Origin of the sequence: Nonlabens sp. Asnod3-A02, from assembly GCF_045063755.1 — a bacterium.
Taxonomy (GTDB): Bacteria; Bacteroidota; Bacteroidia; order Flavobacteriales; family Flavobacteriaceae; genus Nonlabens; species Nonlabens xylanidelens.
Window position 1 is genome coordinate 962,787 of record NZ_JBEFOC010000008.1, and the last position, 20,937, is coordinate 983,723.

A 20,937-nucleotide genomic window follows, 5' to 3' on the forward strand; every position below is an offset into this window, starting at 1 on the left:
TACAATTTTTAAAAGTTATTCTTATAAAATGAAGCTGTAGGTTTATTTATAGTACTGGATCAATTTCTTTAAAAGGAAGTTGGTCTATTTCTATCTTTAATGGGGCTATAAATTCCATGTAGGTTTCCATGGTTTCTTCTGGAAGTGGGTCTGCGCTAGGTAAATTCTGTTTATAAGGATCTACTTGTTTTCCATTTACCCAAAATCTATAACAGACATGAGGTCCAGTGGCAAGTCCTGTACTACCTACGGTACCTATTACCTGTCCTTGTTTTACTCGCTGTCCTACCTTTACCTTACGTTTAGTCATATGTAGGTATTGAGTAGAGTAGGTGCCGTTGTGTTTTATTTTTACATAATTACCATTTCCGCCTGTGTAAGAAGATTTTGTCACCGTACCATTTGCGGTAGCAACTATAGGTGTTCCATATGCAGCTGCATAATCAGTACCTTTATGTGCTTTCCATCTTTTTTGAACTGGGTGAAACCTTCTTTTAGTAAATCTCGATGATATTCTAGAATAGTTAACAGGTGCTTTTAAGAAAAAGCTTCTTAAAGTCTTTCCATTATCATCATAATAATCACTCATTCCTGTGATGGAGTCTGTTACATAATCAAATGCATAGAAAGGTGTCTCATCTGTCTCAAAAACGGCTGCTTCTATAGATTCTATTCCTGCATATATAGAATCGTTAATGTAACGTTCTTGATAGATCATTTTAAAACGATCTCCTTTTTGAAGTTTAAAGAAATCAATAGACCATTTATAAATATCAGATAATTCATAGATGGCACTTAATCCTAGACCTTCTTCGGCCATAGCCTCAGATAGTGTCGAGTTGATAATTCCACTTGCTGTTTTTCTTTTATAAGAAATAGGGTGTTTATCTTTATAAGCGGCAAGAGTGTCGTTAAAATGAACAACAACGTAATCTAGCTTAGTAGGCTCATAAATAAATGCTTCTGGAGTTCCTAGGCTGTCTTTTCTCTTTAAGATTTTAAAAGGTTTTCCAGCTTGTATTCTACGTAGGTCATAGACTTCATTAAGTCTGTTTGCGGTTTGATAGGCGCTTTGACCTTCTACGATATGGTTGGAGATTAAATCATTAAACGTTGCACCGCTAACTACTGTGTCGGCAACTAGTTCAAAATCATTAAGGTCATAACCATACTTCATCTTAGGTTCAATAACCACAGGTATAGGTTCCTGAACATCTTCGATAGTTTCTACATCTTCTTTACATGATGTAAAGCTCAGTGCTAGTAATATACCAGCGATGAAATATTTTTTCATCATTACTTTGTGTTTAATACGTGATCCACCCATTGCTTACCCCAGTTCTCATGTTCTTCTTGCGTCCATAAAGTAGGGAAGTAAGATATTTTCTGGAAACTAGGTGGTAAAAACTCTTTCCAGTTGGTACCTCCTGTCGCTTTTACTGCTTTTCCTTCTTTTCTCAAATATCTATGTGCGGCACCCATGTGCATAAGTAGCCAATTGATATTTGCATTTTGATCTAGCAGTCGCAAAGCTGTTTTAAGTTCTGGTGTTTTTTCTTCTTCTGGTAGGGATAGATAACGTTGATTAAGGTTTGTGTTTTCTACTTCGTTTGCTATTCTTAAAAATCTAGGAGTGTAACGTTTTTCAAACTGTTTTAGTGTGAGTGTTTTTTCTCCTGTATTCATGTCTATGCCACCTTTTTTCCAATAGATATTTTCAAATAGATCTTCAATGGTGTTGTTGTTCTCGCTTTCGCGAAAGCGGGACCTAACAGAAGGATGAACTAGATTTATTAAATCACTGCTGTAAAATTCTAACATTCTATATTGAGCACTTTGAAAACCACTCGCAGGAAGTAAGGACATTCTAAATTGTAAGAATTGCTCGCGCTCCATACCTTTAATCATTACTTCAAAAGAATTGATTAAAACGGTAAAGTATCTATTGATGCGTAGTATTTTTTCTTCAAAAAATTTACCGGTTAATTGCTCGCTTTCTATAATTTGCGTTTGCTCATGTATGATGAGCTTAAAGTAAAGTTCGGTAATTTGATGATAGCCTATAAAAATCATCTCGTCAGGAAAATCTGTAGACGGCACTTGTAGGCTAAGTAAAGTGTCTAGTCGTATGTAATCCCAATAGGTTGTGTACCTGTCATAAAGTAAGCCGTCCAAGTAGGAGAGCATGTTCTGGCCAGAGTGTTTAAATTTATCTTCTAATAATTTAATGCGCTGGGCTATTTCTGGGCTGATTTCTTGAGACATGTAATTCATTTAAAATGACAAGCAAAAGTAATCAACCTATAGGTTACTATCAATTATACAAGGCATAGAGTTCACCTTAATTGATTAAAATGAAGTAGGTTTTATTTATCTGCAATAACCTGAAAGGAGTGTTTTAGGCCTTTAAAAGCTTCTAAGTCTGCGGTAAGAGAGCCTACAGCTAGTTTTGCTTTTATTTTTAAAGGCATTTTGTTTTGATCTTTTGATATCCATACAGTAAGGCTTTCTTCTTCTTTAAATACACGTCCAGACTGCACGTATGGTCTAAATTTTAAAGAAGCCACATTACCAAATTTAGTTTTAAGAACCTCTTCACCTAGATATTTGAGTTTAAAGTCAAAGTTTTCTTTGTCAAAAAACATAGGTAGTGTGAACTCGTCACCGGCTTTTATAGTTTCTATATCTACCATGTTTCTTAGGTGGTAAAAAGCACTCATCATATCTTGTGTAGAAGGTTTAATGTCTACGGTAGTCTTTTCCTTGTGCTTCTTATCATTAACTATAGCAGTGCCTGCTTCGTGGTCAAAGTCTATTTGAATATCTTTTGTGTGTCCACCTTCGTCTATTTTACGGATAAAACGATATGGTTTTACAGTTTCACGATCAATATAAGTTTCATACTTATCGTCTACCTTAAAGAAGAGATGTAATAGTCCGGTAGATTTTCCTTTACCTTTAATGTGATATACAGGTTTACCTTTAAGTCGGGCTTTGTCTATTTTCATCTCGGCATAGCTGGCATTGAAGACGCCGTAGTGTATTCTAAATTTGAACCATTCACCATCTTCAAAAGCCTGCTGTTCTATACCGTTAGATTCTATTCCTGGAGTAAAGGCTGTAGTAGTTGCAAATACAGCTATCATTAAAAAAATAATCTTTTTCATATCTATAAAAGTTGATTGTGAATAATGCTCACGATCTTTTAAATGCAAAGTCTATTCCAAACTGATAACTATATTGTTATCAATGTATTACAGAGTGCCGCGTAAAGCTTGCTCTCTTTCTATCGCTTCAAATAATGCTTTAAAGTTTCCTACACCAAAGGATTGAGCACCCTTGCGTTGTATCACTTCTATAAACATGGTAGGTCTATCAACTACTGTTTTTGTAAACAGTTGTAATAGGTAGCCTTCTTCGTCTCTATCTATTAAAATACCATGTTTTTTTAGTACCTCAACGTCTTCGTCTATTTCTCCTACACGCTCTGTTAAATCGTCATAATATTCATCTGGAACGTATAAGAATTCTACACCTCTTTCTCTCATTGCGCTTACTGTGGCAACTATATCGTCTGTAGCAACAGCGATGTGCTGTACACCAGGGCCGTTATAGAAATCTAGGTATTCTTCAATTTGTGATTTTTTCTTTCCTTTTGCAGGTTCGTTAATCGGGAACTTAACTCTACCATTATCGTTGCTCATCACTTTACTCATAAGAGCTGTGTAGTCGGTAGCGATGTCATCATCTGCAAATGAGATAATTTGTGCAAATCCCATTACTTCTCCATAGAATTTACACCAAGTATTCATCTCGTCCCAACCTACATTTCCTACCATGTGGTCTATAAACTTAAGTCCTACTGGTTCTGGATTATAATGAGATTCCCATTTTTGAAAACCAGGTAAAAATATACCGTTGTAGTTTTTACGTTCTATAAACATATGGACTGTTTCTCCATAAGTGTAGATTCCAGACTTTACGATTTCGCCATGCTCGTCTGAGTCAACAGTAGGTTCTAAATATGGTTTTGCACCTCTTTTAGTTGTTTCTTCAAATGCTTTACGAGCATCTTCTACCCAAAGAGCAACAACTTTTACTCCATCTCCATGGACGTTGATGTGTTCATTAAGTTCCCCATCTTTTTGTAGAGGAGTGGTGAGTACCAGTCTTATTTTGCCTTGTTTTAAGACATAAGAAACACGATCTTTTAATCCGGTTTCTAATCCAGCATATGCTTCAGATTGAAACCCAAATGCTGTTTTGTAGAAATGTGCGCTTTGTTTTGCGTTACCTACATATAATTCTACATAATCTGTTCCTAGAAGAGGAAGAAAATCTTCTGCTTCTTTGAATAGTTTTTTAAGTGAATATTCTGTGTTTTGTAAGTCTTTTAAGTTTTTGATTTCAGCTGCCATAATAGTTGTTTAAAAAGTATAAATAAATTGTGATGTCGGTGGTGTTGGGCTAACCTTTATTACCACATTGCCCTCAAATGAGGAGTTATATCTATTCTTTTTGCAATCATTACCCTTCTGTTTCTTCTATTACGTCCTCAACAATAATCTCTTTATTCTCTTTAAGAGAATCGTTTTTCTGTTCAAGAGAATCTAATTCTTCTTCTTCATAATATTGCCAGTCCTCATCTTCTGTAGAGTCTTCATAATCGTCATCATAATAGGATTCATTATTATATTGATCTAAATCATCTAGACTATCTAGTTCTCCATTTACTGCCGCCATAAGTAGACTACCGAAAAATAAGGCAACTATTAATAAAACTAAACAAACCAGACCTGAAAGAGCTACACCTACAATATTTATAATTTTAGCAATATTTACACTCTTATAAGAGCTTTGACTATAATTACTAGGATTAGATTTATAATCTTTTAAACTTCTGTTTGCTATAATGAGCCCTATTAGACTCAGGATTAATGTAATTATAGCAACGAGTCCATAGCACCAGCACCCTATAAAGAAAAGTACTAACGATATAATGCCTAATGTAATTGCGCTGGGGTCACCAGATAGTTTCTCTCCTTGATAAGGGAATTGATAATTACCTTGGTTTTGATTCTGATTTTGAAATTGCTGCTGCTGCTGCTGTCCAAAGTTATTGGACTGCTGTGGTTGATTAGAGTAATTTGGGTTGTTCTGTTCCAACTTGATTTTTTTTTTACAATATTAATTAATCTAACCAGCTTTTGTGATAACTATCATCAGCAATTTCTAGTCCTTCTTTAGTTACCATTAATGGTTTAAAAGTATCTACCATAACAGCTAGTTCTTCTGTTTTAGTCTTTCCAATACTTTTTTCTACTGTTCCAGGGTGTGGACCATGCGGAATACCTGCAGGGTGTAAGCTAATATGACCAGCCTCGATGTCATTACGACTCATAAAATCACCGTCTACATAATAAAGGACTTCATCACTATCTATATTACTATGATTATAGGGTGCCGGAATACTATTAGGATGGTAGTCATAAAGTCTAGGGACAAAACTACATACTACAAAGGCATCTGTTTCAAATGTTTGGTGTACTGGTGGTGGCTGGTGAATGCGTCCAGTTATAGGTTCAAAATCATGAATAGAAAATGCATATGGATAATTGTAACCATCATATCCTACTACATCAAATGGATGTGAAGCATACACCATATCAAAAATATCGTCCTGTTTTTTTACTTTGATTAAAAACTCACCTTTCTCATCATGGGTTTCTAGTGTCTCTGGACGTCGTAAGTCACGCTCACAAAAAGGAGAATGCTCTAACAGTTGTCCGAACCAGTTTCTATATCTTTTAGGAGTATAAATAGGACGCCTACTCTCTACTATAAATAGCCTGTTGTCTGTCGTGTCAAAATCAATTTTATAAATAACACCTCGTGGTATCAAAAGGTAATCACCATATTTAAACTCTAAATTTCCTAAATGAGTTCTTAGGGTTCCAGTACCACGATGGACAAAAAGCAACTCGTCTGCATCACTATTTTTATAAAAATAGTCTTGTGTAGCGTCTTGAGGTGCTGCAAGAATAATTGCCACATCGCTGTTGATAAGAACAGTTTTACGACTTTCTAGATAGTCTGCTTCTGGTTGTATTTTAAACCCTTTTAAACGGTAAGATTTAATATGATTCTCTAATGCAATCTCAGGCTTTACACTGTATTGATTTCTTATCTCTTTAACCATGGTAGGTCTATATTCATGATAAGAATTTGTAGACATACCATCAAAACCTATAGTTCCAAAAAGCTGTTCTGAATATAGAGAACCATCAGGTTTTCTAAATTGTGTGTGTCTTTTGGGTGGTATTTTACCCAATTTGTGGTAGAAAGGCATAGTTAAAAGTTAAATCTCTCAAATTTCGTAAATTCCTGAGACCATTCCATGACTAAACTGGATTATTTAACTTTTAAATAGTTTACTTACTGATTATTAGTAGTTTGAGTGTGTGTTGGTCAGCTTTTTGACGTGAATTTAATTAATCGAAAAAAAAATTCTTTTCAGTGTATTTAAAACTTGAATCCTAGGTTAACAAAGACTTGTCCGTCATCTTGCTGTGGAGAGAAACTATATTTTATTTCTAGAGGTCCTAAAAAAGATTCTAATCCATATCCTATGGCATATCCAGTGTATCTAGCCTCGCTAAACCAGTTGTTTTGTTCAAATAAATCATCTTGTGCATTTGCAATGTTTGCGCTGAATATGATGTGATTCTTTTTGAAGACTTCATAATCTGCCTCTACTAGCAATTTCATCATGGTGCCACCACTAATACTTAAAAAATCATATCCATAAAATGGAATTAGATTATTAATCCTACGCGATCCATAACCACCTAGAAAAAAGTCCATAGAAGAGTCATTAGTATCGCCTATGGTTATACCTATGTGTGCATTACCACGTAATGTGAATTTGCCAAAATTGCGGGCATGACCTATCTGTAGCTGGGCGACAGAAAATTCTTTAAAGCGTTCTTTGTATTCAGAGTTAAAAAGGTAAAGGTGGAAATCACCATCTATTTTCCAGCCAGTAGATGGGAATTGTGCGTTATCATAAGAATCGACTAGTACTTTTCCATAAAGACTGCCTCGAGTGCCACTTGTAAAATCGGTAACATCATCATTTGGGTCTGTGGTGATTAAAGTTTCTGTGAAAATATTAAGCGTTTTAATCTCAGTACCCACCATTAAATTTGCAGATCTGTTAAGCCTAGTTTGTAAGAAAACTTGCTGTGTCCAGTCTCTATATTTTACCTCAAGACTATTAACTCCTAATGGACCAAAGTTAGCTGCGTCTTCAATAAATGCAGCATTAGCATCTTTTTGAAATCTCATGTATTCACTGTGCAAGCCTATCGACCAGTAACGACCTTTATCAATATAATAGTCAAAGTTATATCTTAAATTATCGCCGACTATAAAATCTACTGATACTATGTCGTTATCAAAAAGCACCTTTTTTCTAGAAAGATTAAGTAAAGCAGCACTGCGCGTTAATTCATCATAATGTAATCCCAATCTTAAATAATTGCGTACTTCATTCTCAACTAAGTCTATTTCTAGAACAGCTCCTTTATCATCATTGATGATTTCATAATTGATTTTGGCAAAATTATCTGTCGCTTGTAGGTTTTGAATCCCACTATTTAAATCTGTATAAGCGACCATTCCTGGGATACCTACTTTAAATCTACCTACTACAAATGCTCTGGTGTAATTTTGATTTCCTTTTATATTGATCTCGTTAAGGTATATACTATCACCTATTATATTTTTTAAATTAGGTTTTATGTAAGCATCAGTTGCTAGTTCTTTGAGTTCATCAATTTTTGCTCTACCAGCTTGTTCTCCCTTTTCAATGATTTCTTTTCCTAAGTCAAAAGACACGACAGTAAAATCATTAATATCTGGAGCGATATAAACGTCGGTTTTAGGAGCTTTATATTTCATCGCATTAATCGTACGGAAATTGTTGATCTGAGATAATATATCTAGGGCACCACTAAGTTCTTCTCTCGATTTTAAATCATCTTGTACGTCTACACCTATAATTATATCGACACCTTTTGCCTTTAATTTTTCTATAGGATAGTTGTCTATTACACCACCATCTATAAGTAGTCTGCCATCTATTTCAACAGGAGCAAAGAGGGACGGCAGCGCACCACTTGCATTTACTGCTTTGGGTAAATAACCACTGTCTAGAACGATCTCTTCTCCTGTGGTGATTTCTGTAGCGATGCATAAAAAAGGAATAGGTAATTGATTAAAGTCCTCAACATCTTTTACATGGGCAAGCAGCCTGGATAGAAGATCGTATATATTTTGTCCTTTACTTAATGAAGAAGGTAATTGTACTTTAAAATCTTTAAACGGCAAGGTTACTGCATATCGTTCTGTATTTCTACGCTCGTAAAATGTTTTTGATTTGCGAGGTATGTCGTCAGATATGATTTTATCAAAATCTATAGTTTTGAAAATAGAATCTAATTGTTTGCCTGTATAACCAGATGCGTATAAAGATCCAACTATGGCACCCATGCTCGTACCTGCTATGTGGTCTATTTTTATTCCTAGAGAGTCTATTATTTTAAGTGTTCCTATATGCGCTAGGCCTTTTGCTCCACCACCAGATAAAACAAGTCCTATCTTAGGTCGAGAATTGTTTTCTTTTTCCTGTGCTAGTGTGAAGTCCGCTTTCGCGAAAGCGAGAACAATAAAAAATAATAAAAGCCTATTCTTCTTCATCTTTATAAAAGTCTATTATCTTTTGTGCTTTAGAAACGCCTACTATTTCTGTAAGTTCTTTCTTTGTAGCATTCTTAACGCGTTTTACGCTTCTAAAGTGTTTTAATAATTCAACAACTGTTTTTTCTCCTATCCCAACGATTTCATCTAGCTCAGTTTCTATAGCCTGTTTGCTACGTTTATTTCTGTGATGGGTGATACCAAAACGGTGCGCCTCATTACGCATTTGTTGAATAACCTTTAAGGTTTCAGAACGTTTATCTAGATATAAAGGTACAGGATCATTAGGATAAAATAGCTCTTCTAGTCTTTTTGCTATACCTATTATGGGTATTTTACCTCTTAAACCCAATCGTTCTAGTGCGGTAACACCGCTAGATAACTGCCCTTTTCCACCGTCTACTATGACTAGTTGTGGTAAGGGCTGGTCTTCTTCTAGTAATCTTCTATAACGTCGATAAACGACCTCTTCCATACTAGCAAAGTCGTCTGGTCCTTCTACCGTTTTTATATTGAAGTTTCTATAATCTTTTTTACTAGGTTTTCCATTCTTAAAAACCACACAAGCAGCAACAGGGTTAGTCCCTTGAATATTAGAATTATCAAAACATTCCATGTGTCTAGGCTCTTCACCCAGTCTTAAATCGGCTTTCATTTGTGCCATTAATCTATTAACATGTCTGTCTGGGTCAACTATTTTAATAGTCTTAAACTGTTCTTGCCTAAAAAACTTTGCATTGCGCTCTGATAAATCAACGACACGTTTTTTATCTCCTAACTTAGGGATAGTGATTTTTACTTTCTCACCTACATCTACGTCAAATTGTGTGTAGATCTCGGTAGATTGAGAGTCAAACCTGTGGCGCAGCTCTACTATGGCTAGTTCTAGTAAATGCTTATCATCTTCGTCTAGTTGTTTTTTAAGTTCCATAGTGTGAGAACGTGTAATCGCACCATGATTAATTTGCAAGTAATTTACATAGCCGGCAGCTTCATCACTAACTATGGTGAAAATATCTACATTAGAGATATTAGGATTAACCACGGTAGATTTTGCCTGATATCTAGTTAGTATTTCTAGTTTTTCTTTGAGTTGCTGTGCTTCTTCAAATTCCATATTTGCTGCATGCTCTTGCATTAGATCTGTAAAGTAACGTACAGCTTCTTTAAAGTCACCTTTTACTATACCTCTTATAGCTTCTATACTTCTGTTGTATTGTACTTCATGCTGTAGTCCAGCACATGGACCTTTACAGTTACCTATGTGGTATTCTAGGCATAGTTTAAATTTACCTTCATTTATTTTATCCTGTTGTAAATCGTAATTACAGGTGCGTATGGGGTATAAAGTCTTAACCAGCTCTAGTAGTGTTCTTACCGTTCTTACACTAGTGTATGGTCCATAATACTCACTACCATCTTTGATTAAATTGCGCGTTAAAAATACACGTGGGAAACGTTCTTTTTTAATGACTAGCCAGGGATAAGTCTTATCATCTCGCAACATGATGTTATACCGTGGGTTGCGACTTTTAATTAAGCTGTTCTCTAACAATAAAGCATCAGTTTCTGTCTCTACCACGATATGCTCAATGCGGTAAATGTTTTTAACCATCGTTTTTATGCGATAGCTGTCATGCGTTTTATTAAAATAGGAGGAGACTCTTTTTTTAAGTTTTTTAGCTTTTCCTACATAAAGTAGCTTGTCCTTTTTATCAAAGTACAAGTAAACTCCAGGTGATAAGGGTAGGGTTTTAATCTGAACCTCTAAAGGTGGTATTTCCATAGCACAGTAAAGATAGGGATTATGCTTAATGGGTTAAATATATTTTAATAGAAGTTTATGTTGAACTAACTTTTGCAAAAGCAGAATAATTATCATCAATAATCATAAGTATTCTGAATATTTGCCACATATTCTTAGTAATAAGGCTAAACTATGCTGTAAAACAAAGGAATATTTATTCGGTTTGGTTAAATTGCGCACAGTAACCCTAAAGTACTAAATGGAATTTTATCCCTTAAAATTTAAACCTGTTTTTCACTACCGTATTTGGGGTGGTGACCAGCTGAAGACTAGCCTTAATAAAGAGTATGATCAAGAGTCCATAGGTGAATCTTGGGAGATAAGTGCTGTTCCAGATAGTGAAACTGTTGTTGCAAACGGTGTTTATGCTGGGGCAACCATCAATAATTTAATTGAACGATTTAAAGATGCGTTTTTAGGGAAGTCTGTGTATGATAAGTTTAATGGAGAATTTCCATTACTTATTAAATTTATAGATGCAAAAAAACCACTTTCTATACAAGTACATCCTAATAATGAAATAGCCAGAGAACGACACGGTTCATTTGGTAAAAATGAAATGTGGTACATCATGCCTTCTTATAAAGATGCTACTATAACAGTAGGTTTTAAAGAAGAGGTGGATAGAGATTCTTATCAAAAACATTTAGAAAACAATACACTTACAGAGGTACTCAATGAGTTTAAGGTAAAAGCAGGAGATGCTTTTTACATTCCTACTGGTAGAATACATGCCATAGGAGCAGGAGTGATGCTTGCCGAAATCCAGCAGTCCTCTGACGTGACTTATCGTATTTATGATTATGACCGTAAGGATGTGAGAACTGGGCAAACTAGAGAGCTACATACAGACCTAGCGCTAGATGCGATAGATTTTAACTTGCAAACCCAATATCATACCGATTACAGTCGTAAAAAAAATCAACCTAATAAGCTGATTAATTCACCTTACTTTAAAACTAATTTTTTAAAAATAAAAGGTGTTCTAGAAAGAGATCTTTCTGATATAAATTCTTTTACCATTTATATGTGTGTAAAAGGAAGTGCTACCCTAACTTATCAAGAAGAAAATTATTCACTTGTACAAGGAGAGTGTATTTTATTACCTGCAGGAATTGATTTAATTACTCTAGATTCTAAAGATGCGCAATGCATCGAGGTTTACTTATAATCTAAAATAAATATTTATGTCTAGCTTTAAAGAACTAACTAATAGTGATACACCAGTATTAATTGATTTTTTTGCAACCTGGTGCGCGCCATGTCAGACCATGATGCCAGTTCTAGATAAATTAAAGGACGATCTAGGTGATCAAGTACGTATTCTTAAAATAGACATAGATAAAAACAAAGCGCTTGCGACAAAGTTTGCTATAAGAGGCGTGCCGGCATTCATGATTTTTAAAAATGGTAAGCAAGTATGGAAAGCTGCAGGGGTACAACCCTTACATGAATTAAAAGCGCAGATTCAAAAGGCATAAACATTCTGTCAGTTAGTTTATTCAATATCATACCGTTTATTTAATCTTCTTACATTTTATGTAACAAATAACTATCTTCATACTCTAGTTTTAATATAGATTAAAAACTTAGATTTATGAAAACTGTTGTTTATTTTACTTTATGGGTAGTAAGCCTATTATTCTCATTAATCACCTTTGCACAGGAATTTAATGGTTCTTGGACAGGAGCAATTCAAGGAATGCCGTTGGTTTTTGAAATTTCAAATATTAACGGTGAGTACGCGGCAAAGATGCAAAGCCCCACTCAATCTAAAACTTATATTCCTATGAATAGTATCATGGTAGACGGTAATCAAATCACTATGTTGCTAGATGTTTATAAAATAAAATATCAAGGAGAATTAATAGATAGTAAAATCATAGGGACTTTTACTCAAGGTGCTGGCTCAGGAAAAATGATTCTAGAGAAAAAAGAATATGTAGAAGTAAAACCTAATAGACCACAAGAACCTAAAGCACCGTTTCCTTACCATATAGAAGATGTGGTGTTTACTAATCCCAAAGCAAATGATATTAAACTGGCAGGTACATTAACCTTACCTAATAATGTTAACAATCCAGCAGTGGCGATTCTTATTTCAGGTTCTGGGCCTCAAGATCGTAACGAAGAGCTTTTTGATCATAAACCGTTTTTAGTTCTCGCAGATCATTTGACTAGAAAGGGTATTGCTGTTCTTAGATATGATGACCGTGGAGTCGCCCAATCTCAAGGAACTCAAAAAGGAGCAACCAGTGAAGATTTTGCTACAGATGTAGAAGCGGCTATTGCTTATCTCAAATCTCGTAAAGATGTTGATTCTAAAAAAATCGGACTTATAGGACATAGTGAAGGCGGTTTAATTGCGCCTATGGTAATCGCAGATAATAGAAGAAATGTAGCATTCTTTGTGTCTCTAGCTGGACCTGGCGTAGATGGTTATCATGTTTTACTGCCTCAAATAGAAAAAAGTCTCAGGTTTCAAGGAGTGGTAGGAAGTCAGTTGGACTTTGAAAAAAAACTGATGGATGCTATGTTCTTAAAAATAATAGACTCTAAAAAGTTATCTTCTCAAGTATTAGAAAATGAGCTTATAATTGTAATGAAGAAGCAGGTTGCTGAGGCTCCTGATGTTTCAAAAGCAAAATATACCGATGAAGTTATATCAGCTCTCAGCAAACAGTTTTCTGATGACTGGATGCGATTTTTTTTAAGTTATAATCCGGCTACTAACTTGAGTAAAGTAAAATGCCCGGTTCTAGCTATTAATGGATCTCTAGATTATCAGGTAATTCCAGAAATCAATTTACCAGGTTTTGAAACGGCACTTTCTAAAAATAAAGACGTGACCATCAAGAAAATAGCTGGACTTAATCATCTGTTTCAAAATGCGCAAACAGGTAGTGCTGGTGAGTATGGACAGTTAGAAGAGACGATAGACCCTAGGACACTAAATTTAATTTCTAGCTGGATTAATTCTAGATTTTAAAAGCTTTCATTCCTATTTTGTTTTTACAACCATACTTATGTTCCGTTGGTAAATATGAAATTTGATACGTTTTGAATACTGCTATTTATGAATAGTGTTCACAGAACTGTTGTTTTAAGTGTTTGTGTTAAAGGTTTTTGTGCAATCAAATGTGTGTATTTTGATATGTGATACGCTTTCGCGAAAGCGGAATAATTTTTATCTATCCCTTTTATTTAGAATGGGTTTTAACTAACGGCTATGATCGTTATCTTTGTAACACTCTAAACGTCAAAATGAAAATAGAAAAGAAAGATGTTCTCAAAGCACTAGAAACCATATCGGTTCCTGGTGAAGGACAAAATATGGTAGAAAGTGGTGCAATTAAAAATGTACTTGTTTTTGGTGATGAGGTTGTGGTAGATGTTACTATCAACAACCACAGTTTACAAGCTAAGAAAAAAACAGAAGTTTCTATCTTACAGGCTATCCATAAAGAAGTTTATGAAAAAGCACAAATCAAAGTAAACCTTAAAGTAGAAGCTCCAGAAACGACAGATAAAAAACCTGAAATTAAAGGTAAAGCGATTCCTGGAATAGATAATATAATTGCTGTAGCATCTGGAAAAGGTGGAGTAGGTAAATCTACTGTAACGGCAAATCTAGCTGTGACTCTTGCAAAAATGGGCTTTAAAGTAGGTCTTCTAGATGCAGATATTTATGGTCCTAGTGCGACTATAATGTTCGATATCGTTCATGAAAAACCACTATCGGTAACGGTAGACGGTAAATCAAAAATGAAACCAGTAGAGAGTTATGGTGTTAAAATTCTTTCTATAGGCTTTTTTACACAGCCAGATCAGGCTGTAGTGTGGCGTGGACCTATGGCTGCAAAAGCTTTAAATCAAATGATTTTTGATGCAGCATGGGGAGATTTAGACTTTTTAGTAGTAGATCTACCACCTGGTACAGGAGATATACATTTAAGTATCATGCAATCATTACCATTAACAGGTTCTGTTGTAGTTTCTACACCTCAAACTGTCGCACTGGCCGATGCTCGTAAAGGTGTCGCAATGTTTCAACAAGAAAGTATCAATGTACCTGTTCTAGGTATTGTTGAAAACATGGCTTATTTCACACCGCCAGATATGCCAGAAAATAAATATCATATTTTTGGTAAAGACGGTGCGAGAAACCTAGCTGAGGATTTGAAAATTCCATTTTTGGGAGAATTACCTTTAATACAATCTATTAGAGAGGCAGGAGATGTAGGTCGTCCAGCAGCAATGCAAGAAGGCACAGATATAGAAAATGCATTTATCGAGATTACTAAAAAAGTAGTGTCTGAAACGGTGCGTAGAAATGATGCTTTACCGCCTACAAAGGCGATTGAAATTACTACCATGGCAGGTTGTAGCGCCACAAATAAATAATTATGACTGGATCAGAATTAAAAACAGCGGTCGAAGCTGGGTTAGAGGAGATAAGGCCTTTTTTACAAAGGGATAATGGCGATATAGAACTAGTTTCTATAGAAGATGATAAGTTTGTTAAAGTACGCTTATTGGGTACTTGTGTAGGGTGTCATGTAAATCAAATGACTCTTAAGTCTGGTGTTGAGCTTACTGTTAAAAAACATGCTCCACAGATAGAAAGCGTTACCGATATTTCTGGTCAAGAATTAAAAGAAGAACAACGAGATAGCGTAGAGTTGTAATCCTAATAAAATGAAAAAAAGCCGATTCGTGAGAATCGGCTTTTTTGAGTTTAAACTAGCTCTGGTTCAAACTCTTTTATTTCTTTTAAAATGCCGTCAAATAGTTCTATTCTTGATTGTAGAGCCTCTTTTGCAACTTGTATAGCTTCTTCCCATTTTAATTGATCATCGTCGCAAAGCATAGCTACCATTTTATGTGCCATGGGTCCGTGTTCATCTCCATCTAGCTCTATATGTCTGTCAAAATAGTATTTAATAGGTTCTAGATCTATATCAAATGAAGATGTTGAGATACCGTCCAGTATTTCAGTAAACATTTCTGGGATTAAATCTTCTCTTCCATATGTAAATGCTGCAGCTATTTCATGGTCTTTACCTCTGTTGATAATGGTAAATGTGGTAGTCAGAAATTGTTTTACATGTTGGGGCAATAACGAGTTATTTATGGTTTCAAGAATGTGGCTAGATAATGACAGTTCGTCTATTTCTTTTATAGCAATATTTACATCTATACCTACTGCATTCATGGCGTTTAAATACATTTCATAATGACTCATTCTGTTGCCTAGATGGTCTATGTCTGTCTCTTCGGCAAGAACTATTTCATTGATTAAATACCTTAGATCAGGATCACCTACTGGTGTCCATGGAGTAGTGGTGCAAGTAAGAGAGTTTTGTAAAGCTTTTAAAAGCGACATAAAGTCCCAAACAGCATAAATGTGTGAAGACATAAAAACCCTTAAATCTTCATCATTTTTAATATGGTTGTATAGCTGGTGATTCAATAACTGTTCACGCACCGTACTAATTTTATTCAAGATTAAATTGGCTTCCATCGCTGTGTTTTCTAGTGCAAAAATAGTTACTGGAGAGATCTTAACCATCTTCAGAAAAGAAATTATTATAGGATTAACTAGTGTTGTGTACTTTATCGAATTGAGAATAAAAAAAAGGCCTAAGAAATTTAATCCTTAAGCCTTTGATTTTTTTGATTGTAGATCGTTTATTGTCTTACTAAAGTATAAGTAGCCTCTGCCTCATAGCTGTAATCAGTATCTATTTCAGTTTCTTGTAGGTATAGCTCCAGACCGTTGCTAGAAAAGTTTCTAACAGTTACACTAAAACCGTCTGTATTTGTTATGATTAAAGAATTACCAGAAATGGTAAAAGCGCCATTTATTTCTAGATCTTCCACATTTGTTTCGGTTTCTGTCATTCCGTCTTCTGTATAAATAGACGTTTGAGTATAAGATCCGGTTGAGGTAACTAAACCAGATTCTGTAAATGTAACTGTCGCATTGTTAAAGTTGCTAGCGGTAAAATCTGCTTCGGTAATATCAGGTGTGTTTCCAGACGTATCAGACTCTGTAGCGTTGCCAGAAAATGCAGTTACATTATAAGTACCAGCTAGACTAGCGTTAGTTAATGCAGGTCCGTTATCATCATCAGATTCACAAGAGAAAATAAATAGAGACAGGATTGCAAGGCTTAAAATTTTAAAATTTTTCATAATTGGTTTTTTTAGTTCAACCAAATAAACAAAAAAATCCCTTCAATTCAATTGAAGGGATTTAAACTTAGTACTAATTAACTGTAGTTTACTTAAATGCGTTCTCTCCAGTAATGTCTAGTCCAGTAATTAATAAATGTATATCATGAGTGCCTTCATAAGTGATTACACTCTCTAGGTTCATCATATGACGCATGATGCTGTATTCTCCTGTAATTCCCATACCGCCTAGTATTTGTCTTGCCTCACGAGCTATTTTAATAGCCATGTCCACGTTGTTACGTTTTGCCATAGATATTTGTGCGCTTGTAGCTTTTCCTTCTTCACGCAATACACCTAGTCTCCAAGCGAGTAATTGTGCTTTGGTAATTTCGGTAATCATCTCAGCGAGCTTCTTTTGTTGTAGTTGGAATGCAGCAATCGGCTTGCCGAATTGGATACGTTCCTTTGCATATCTTAACGCAGTGTCATAACAGTCCATTGCAGCGCCTATTGCGCCCCATGCAATACCGAAACGTGCAGAATCTAAACAACCAAGTGGTGCTCCTAATCCTGATTTACCTGGTAAGATATTACTCTTAGGAATTTTTACATCTTGAAAAATTAATTCACCTGTCGCACTAGCTCTTAGTGACCATTTGTTATGAGTCTCTGGAGTAGTAAAACCTTCCATGCCACGCTCTACGATTACTCCATGAATGCGTCCTTCTTCATTTTTTGCCCATACTACAGCAACATCGCAAAACGGACTGTTAGAAATCCATAGTTTTGCACCGTTAAGAATAATATGTTCTCCATCTCCTGCATCTTTAAAGCTAGTAATCATACCGCTAGGATTAGAACCGTGATCAGGCTCAGTAAGGCCAAAGGATCCCATAAACTCGCCACTAGCTAGTTTAGGTAAGAATTTTTTACGATGTTCTTCACTACCGTATTTCCATATAGGATACATAACAAGAGAAGATTGAACAGATGCTGTAGATCGCACACCGCTGTCACCACGTTCTATTTCTTGCATGATAAGGCCGTAAGAAATTTGATCCAGTCCAGCGCCACCATATTCCTCAGGGATATACGGCCCGAATGCACCTATAGAAGCCAAGCCAGGTATTATGCTCTTAGGGAATTTTGCCTCTTGTGCAGCTTCTTCTATAATAGGCGATACGTCACGTTTTACCCAAGCTCGGGCAGCATCACGTATCATCTTATGTTCTTCTGTTAAAAGGTCGTCCAGGTTATAATAATCTGGTGCTTCAAATAAATCTGGTTTCATTCTATATCTTTTAAGTTAGAAACTACATCGATAGAGTAATTTCACGGCTGTTTTTGAATTGGTCGTAAAAATAGCGATCTACAGACGGTTTTTTGATAAAAAATGTCAGATATTTTTATTGATGCTCAATTACATTTTGAGATAAAAGTCTTTAGTTAGACTTTTGTAATCTTCTGTATAATCGTGTCGTGCTTTTTCTATAACTAGTTCACTGACTAAGTTTTTGGAGTTGTTTTCTTTCACGCTTTCGCGGAAGCGGAACTCCATCAAACATCTTTTAACTTTACTGTCTACGGTGCCTTTTACATAAGTAGTACGTACAGGTTCTAGTTGAAAATGAGAAGTGATTTCTAGAAATCTTGTCTCTCTATCCTTGGGTATTATACAAGCAAAAGTACCATCTATATCTAGTAATTGATAGACGCCGTAAACTAATTCTTCAAACGGTAAAGCGTCATCAAAGCGTGCTTGCTGGCGTTTTTCTTCGATTTGAGAATCTGTTTTGACACTGCTAGAATCGTAAAATGGAGGATTGCTTATTATTAAATCATATCGTTCTTCTACTTCTTCATAGAATTCTTGAAACTCTGCATGAAAGCAGAAAAGACGATCGCCCCATGGGCTGTTTTCAAAGTTCTCAGCAGCTTGTTCATAAGCGTCTTGATCTATTTCTATCGCCTCTATGTTTGCGCGGTGATAACGTTGTGCTAGCATGAGAGATATGACTCCAGTACCACTACCTATGTCTAATATGGTGTGTGGTTCTTTATAAGGAGCAGCCCATGCGCCTAATAGGACACCGTCGGTTCCTATTTTTTGAGCACATTTATCCTGAGCTATTGTGAATTCTTTGAATTTGAATAGACTCATTTATAAAAATTAAGATGTTTTATGAGAGGTAAAGGTCTATTAAACCTTCTGGAGTGGTGATAGTGATAGTTTTATTCTCACGATCTACTTTATCGATAAAATGATCGTTAAGCGGAATCAGAATTTCACTACCGTTGTTATCTATTTCAAATAGAGCCTGACTGGTAGTGTCATTAATACCTGTTATGGTACCTATGTCTCCATGAGTAGCGTCTATCATTTTGTAATTGATCACCTCATGAAAATAAAATTTATTTCCTTCTAGTTTAGGTAGAAAATCAAGGGGTAGATAAAGATCTCTTTTCATTAATGTGTCAGCGCCTGCGTCGTCATCTATGTCTTCTATTTTTATTCTTAGAAGTAATGATTTGTGCAGCTGACTTCTTTCAATAAAAAATGGAACCAGGTTTTTACCGATTTCGATAAAAACTGATTCCATTTCTGTAAAAAGCTCAGGCTCGTCAGTATCTAGTTTTACTAGTAACTCACCTTTAAAGCTGAATTTATTTACTACGGTTCCTACGTAAAAACATTTTTCCTTACGCATGACCTATAGATTTACTCTTCTTCTCCTGTTGCGTCATCACCTTCAGCAGCTGGTTCTTCAACTACTTCTGGAGCATTTGCTGCGATACGAGCTTCGTTCACTGCTTTTTCTGCTTCAAGAGCTTTTGCAGCTGCTGCATCAGCATCTGCTTGAAGTCCAGATGCTTTACCAGCAATCTTAGCTTCTTTTTCAGTTAACCAAGAGTTGAATTTTTCATCTGCTTGCTCTTCTGTGAATGCACCTTTCTTTACACCACCTTTAAGGTGTTTTTTCATCATAACACCTTTGTAGCTTAATAAGTTACGTGCAGTGTCAGTAGGTTGTGCACCATTTTCTAACCATGTGATAGCACCGTCTACATCTAAGTTTACTGTTGCTGGGTTAGTGTTAGGGTTATAGGTACCTAATTTTTCAAGATATTTACCATCTCTTTTTGAACGTGCATCAGCTGCAACGATCCAATAAAATGGTTTTCCTTTTTTACCGTGTCTTTGTAATCTAATTTTTACTGGCATAACTATTAAAGTTTATGGGTGCCCGACCCTGATTATTAATTTGAGTTTGCAAAAGTATCATTATATTTAATAATATTCATCATATGTGTATATTTTATTTACATTTGCTTAAACACATTTATCCTATTCTATGAAACTGATTTGTAAATACTTGTTGATAGCCCTAGCCATTATTTCATTCTCTTCTTGTTCTGATAATCTAGAAGATAACAATACACCTGCTATACAAGCGGTACGTAATGGAGAGTTTTTTAAAGCAGACCGTATGAGTGCCACTGTTAATGCAGACGGTACGATGTCTATAATAGGACAGAATTTTCTTGAAACATTAGAAATTAACCTTCAGGATGATTCGGTAGGTGTTTATAGATTAGGTGCTGGATCCCAAAGTGAAGCATTGTATACGTTTAATGGTGCAGAGCAATTTTCTAGTAATTTAGGTAACGGTCTAGGAGAGGTGCGCATCACGTCTGTAAATGCAGAAACTGGTGTGACTGGTGAGTTTAGCTTTGTTAGTTATCTAGCAAGTAATGTAGATTCACTTTATATGAGAACAGGAGTGATTTATCAGGTGCCATTCGGTGCTGCGTTAGGATCTGGTGCTGGTGGTTCTACAGCGGCGACGTTAACAGCAAATGTGGACGGAACGGCTCTTAACCCTACGGCTGTAGGAGCTGTAGAGGCAGGTGGTACAGTTCTCGTAAATGCATCTAACGGTCCTAGTTCTATAGTTTTAAGTTTTCCTGATAGCGTAGTGCCAGGAACTTATGCTTTTGATGGAGCAACTTACTCAGCAAATTATATTAATGGTGGTACACTAGACCCTGCGGTTTCTGGATCTCTAGTTGTGCTAACGGCAGATGCTACTGCAAATACTATTACTGGAACTTTCAGCTTTATGACTGGTCCACCTAATAATTTTGATATTACAGACGGTACTTTTAATGTTTCTTACTAGTATATTAGG

20 protein-coding genes are annotated in these 20,937 nt (G+C 35.6%); 6 read left to right on the forward strand and 14 right to left on the reverse strand.

The genetic code is table 11. The annotated features are described in order from the left end of the window. Positions 1-46: 46 nt before the first annotated feature. The 8 genes from ACJJVN_RS14320 to uvrC all read right to left on the reverse strand — a co-directional run bounded on the left by ACJJVN_RS14320 (position 47) and on the right by uvrC (position 10,546). Positions 47-1,294 carry a M23 family metallopeptidase gene (locus ACJJVN_RS14320; protein WP_170034501.1) on the reverse strand — a complete coding sequence of 416 codons (1,248 nt, stop codon included), beginning with the start codon at positions 1,292-1,294 and terminating at the stop codon, positions 47-49. Positions 1,295-1,296: 2 nt separating this feature from the next. Further along, positions 1,297-2,265 (reverse strand): tryptophan 2,3-dioxygenase family protein, encoded by a 969-nt coding sequence (locus ACJJVN_RS14325; RefSeq protein ID WP_104514525.1) that lies wholly within the window; start codon positions 2,263-2,265, stop codon positions 1,297-1,299. Positions 2,266-2,366: 101 nt separating this feature from the next. Further along, a complete protein-coding gene (locus tag ACJJVN_RS14330) occupies positions 2,367-3,167 on the reverse strand; it encodes a DUF3108 domain-containing protein (RefSeq protein WP_405378966.1) in 801 nt (266 codons plus the stop codon). Between the two features lie 87 nt (positions 3,168-3,254). After that, positions 3,255-4,418, reverse strand: a complete 1,164-nt coding sequence (gene hppD, locus ACJJVN_RS14335; protein WP_405378969.1) for a 4-hydroxyphenylpyruvate dioxygenase — start codon at positions 4,416-4,418, stop codon at positions 3,255-3,257. Positions 4,419-4,527: 109 nt separating this feature from the next. Next, on the reverse strand, positions 4,528-5,166 hold the full coding sequence (locus ACJJVN_RS14340) for a CCC motif membrane protein (RefSeq protein WP_405378972.1): 639 nt from the start codon (positions 5,164-5,166) through the stop codon (positions 4,528-4,530). A gap of 25 nt (positions 5,167-5,191) precedes the next feature. Next, positions 5,192-6,349 carry a homogentisate 1,2-dioxygenase gene (locus tag ACJJVN_RS14345; protein WP_405378974.1) on the reverse strand — a complete coding sequence of 386 codons (1,158 nt, stop codon included), beginning with the start codon at positions 6,347-6,349 and terminating at the stop codon, positions 5,192-5,194. A gap of 173 nt (positions 6,350-6,522) precedes the next feature. Further along, on the reverse strand, positions 6,523-8,760 hold the full coding sequence (locus ACJJVN_RS14350; RefSeq protein ID WP_405378977.1) for a patatin-like phospholipase family protein: 2,238 nt from the start codon (positions 8,758-8,760) through the stop codon (positions 6,523-6,525). Beyond that, entirely contained in the window at positions 8,747-10,546 is a 1,800-nt protein-coding gene (gene uvrC / locus ACJJVN_RS14355) for an excinuclease ABC subunit UvrC (protein ID WP_405378980.1), read from the reverse strand. Before uvrC ends, ACJJVN_RS14350 begins: the two co-directional genes overlap by 14 nt. Before the next feature lie 220 nt (positions 10,547-10,766). On the opposite strand from uvrC, the gene ACJJVN_RS14360 reads away from it, so the two are divergent. The 5 genes from ACJJVN_RS14360 (at position 10,767) to ACJJVN_RS14380 (ending at position 15,255) form a co-directional block, all read left to right on the forward strand. Beyond that, positions 10,767-11,738, forward strand: a complete 972-nt coding sequence (locus ACJJVN_RS14360; protein ID WP_405378982.1) for a type I phosphomannose isomerase catalytic subunit — start codon at positions 10,767-10,769, stop codon at positions 11,736-11,738. A gap of 16 nt (positions 11,739-11,754) precedes the next feature. Next, the gene (gene trxA / locus ACJJVN_RS14365) at positions 11,755-12,048 is read left to right on the forward strand and encodes a thioredoxin (protein ID WP_405378985.1); all 294 of its coding nucleotides are present in this window, start codon (positions 11,755-11,757) and stop codon (positions 12,046-12,048) included. A gap of 116 nt (positions 12,049-12,164) precedes the next feature. After that, a complete protein-coding gene (locus ACJJVN_RS14370; RefSeq protein ID WP_405378988.1) occupies positions 12,165-13,556 on the forward strand; it encodes an alpha/beta fold hydrolase in 1,392 nt (463 codons plus the stop codon). 275 nt (positions 13,557-13,831) lie between these two features. Next, entirely contained in the window at positions 13,832-14,971 is a 1,140-nt protein-coding gene (locus ACJJVN_RS14375; RefSeq protein WP_104514533.1) for an Mrp/NBP35 family ATP-binding protein, read from the forward strand. A gap of 2 nt (positions 14,972-14,973) precedes the next feature. Then, positions 14,974-15,255 (forward strand): NifU family protein, encoded by a 282-nt coding sequence (locus ACJJVN_RS14380; protein WP_104514534.1) that lies wholly within the window; start codon positions 14,974-14,976, stop codon positions 15,253-15,255. A gap of 50 nt (positions 15,256-15,305) precedes the next feature. On the opposite strand, the gene ACJJVN_RS14385 is transcribed toward ACJJVN_RS14380, so the two are convergent. The 6 genes from ACJJVN_RS14385 to ACJJVN_RS14410 form a co-directional block, all read right to left on the reverse strand. Next, a complete protein-coding gene (locus tag ACJJVN_RS14385; RefSeq protein WP_405379262.1) occupies positions 15,306-16,091 on the reverse strand; it encodes a DUF3050 domain-containing protein in 786 nt (261 codons plus the stop codon). Between the two features lie 167 nt (positions 16,092-16,258). Further along, positions 16,259-16,765 (reverse strand): hypothetical protein, encoded by a 507-nt coding sequence (locus tag ACJJVN_RS14390; RefSeq protein ID WP_405378990.1) that lies wholly within the window; start codon positions 16,763-16,765, stop codon positions 16,259-16,261. A gap of 88 nt (positions 16,766-16,853) precedes the next feature. Next, complete coding sequence (locus ACJJVN_RS14395; protein WP_104514536.1) at positions 16,854-18,038, reverse strand: acyl-CoA dehydrogenase family protein; 1,185 nt, start codon at positions 18,036-18,038, stop codon at positions 16,854-16,856. Positions 18,039-18,167: 129 nt separating this feature from the next. Then, positions 18,168-18,908: a tRNA1(Val) (adenine(37)-N6)-methyltransferase gene (locus ACJJVN_RS14400; RefSeq protein WP_104514537.1), complete on the reverse strand. Its 741-nt coding sequence runs from the start codon at positions 18,906-18,908 to the stop codon at positions 18,168-18,170. A 19-nt stretch (positions 18,909-18,927) separates the two neighbouring features. Beyond that, positions 18,928-19,455, reverse strand: coding sequence for a ribosome maturation factor RimM (rimM, locus tag ACJJVN_RS14405; protein ID WP_104514538.1), 528 nt, complete (start codon positions 19,453-19,455; stop codon positions 18,928-18,930). Positions 19,456-19,466: 11 nt separating this feature from the next. Beyond that, complete coding sequence (locus ACJJVN_RS14410; protein ID WP_104514539.1) at positions 19,467-19,970, reverse strand: 30S ribosomal protein S16; 504 nt, start codon at positions 19,968-19,970, stop codon at positions 19,467-19,469. Positions 19,971-20,100: 130 nt separating this feature from the next. Between ACJJVN_RS14410 and ACJJVN_RS14415 the strand changes: the two genes are divergently transcribed. Continuing rightward, positions 20,101-20,928: a DUF6252 family protein gene (locus ACJJVN_RS14415; RefSeq protein WP_104514540.1), complete on the forward strand. Its 828-nt coding sequence runs from the start codon at positions 20,101-20,103 to the stop codon at positions 20,926-20,928. Positions 20,929-20,937: the final 9 nt, after the last annotated feature.

Coding starts and splice junctions, on each gene's coding strand:
- ACJJVN_RS14320 (WP_170034501.1), bottom strand. CDS start 1,294: ATGAAAAAATATTTCATCGCTGGTATATTACTAGCACTGAGCTTTACA.
- ACJJVN_RS14325 (WP_104514525.1), bottom strand. CDS start 2,265: ATGTCTCAAGAAATCAGCCCAGAAATAGCCCAGCGCATTAAATTATTA.
- ACJJVN_RS14330 (WP_405378966.1), bottom strand. CDS start 3,167: ATGAAAAAGATTATTTTTTTAATGATAGCTGTATTTGCAACTACTACA.
- hppD (WP_405378969.1), bottom strand. CDS start 4,418: ATGGCAGCTGAAATCAAAAACTTAAAAGACTTACAAAACACAGAATAT.
- ACJJVN_RS14345 (WP_405378974.1), bottom strand. CDS start 6,349: ATGCCTTTCTACCACAAATTGGGTAAAATACCACCCAAAAGACACACA.
- ACJJVN_RS14350 (WP_405378977.1), bottom strand. CDS start 8,760: ATGAAGAAGAATAGGCTTTTATTATTTTTTATTGTTCTCGCTTTCGCG.
- uvrC (WP_405378980.1), bottom strand. CDS start 10,546: ATGGAAATACCACCTTTAGAGGTTCAGATTAAAACCCTACCCTTATCA.
- ACJJVN_RS14360 (WP_405378982.1), top strand. CDS start 10,767: ATGGAATTTTATCCCTTAAAATTTAAACCTGTTTTTCACTACCGTATT.
- trxA (WP_405378985.1), top strand. CDS start 11,755: ATGTCTAGCTTTAAAGAACTAACTAATAGTGATACACCAGTATTAATT.
- ACJJVN_RS14370 (WP_405378988.1), top strand. CDS start 12,165: ATGAAAACTGTTGTTTATTTTACTTTATGGGTAGTAAGCCTATTATTC.
- ACJJVN_RS14375 (WP_104514533.1), top strand. CDS start 13,832: ATGAAAATAGAAAAGAAAGATGTTCTCAAAGCACTAGAAACCATATCG.
- ACJJVN_RS14380 (WP_104514534.1), top strand. CDS start 14,974: ATGACTGGATCAGAATTAAAAACAGCGGTCGAAGCTGGGTTAGAGGAG.
- ACJJVN_RS14385 (WP_405379262.1), bottom strand. CDS start 16,091: ATGGAAGCCAATTTAATCTTGAATAAAATTAGTACGGTGCGTGAACAG.
- ACJJVN_RS14390 (WP_405378990.1), bottom strand. CDS start 16,765: ATGAAAAATTTTAAAATTTTAAGCCTTGCAATCCTGTCTCTATTTATT.
- ACJJVN_RS14395 (WP_104514536.1), bottom strand. CDS start 18,038: ATGAAACCAGATTTATTTGAAGCACCAGATTATTATAACCTGGACGAC.
- ACJJVN_RS14400 (WP_104514537.1), bottom strand. CDS start 18,908: ATGAGTCTATTCAAATTCAAAGAATTCACAATAGCTCAGGATAAATGT.
- rimM (WP_104514538.1), bottom strand. CDS start 19,455: ATGCGTAAGGAAAAATGTTTTTACGTAGGAACCGTAGTAAATAAATTC.
- ACJJVN_RS14410 (WP_104514539.1), bottom strand. CDS start 19,970: ATGCCAGTAAAAATTAGATTACAAAGACACGGTAAAAAAGGAAAACCA.
- ACJJVN_RS14415 (WP_104514540.1), top strand. CDS start 20,101: ATGAAACTGATTTGTAAATACTTGTTGATAGCCCTAGCCATTATTTCA.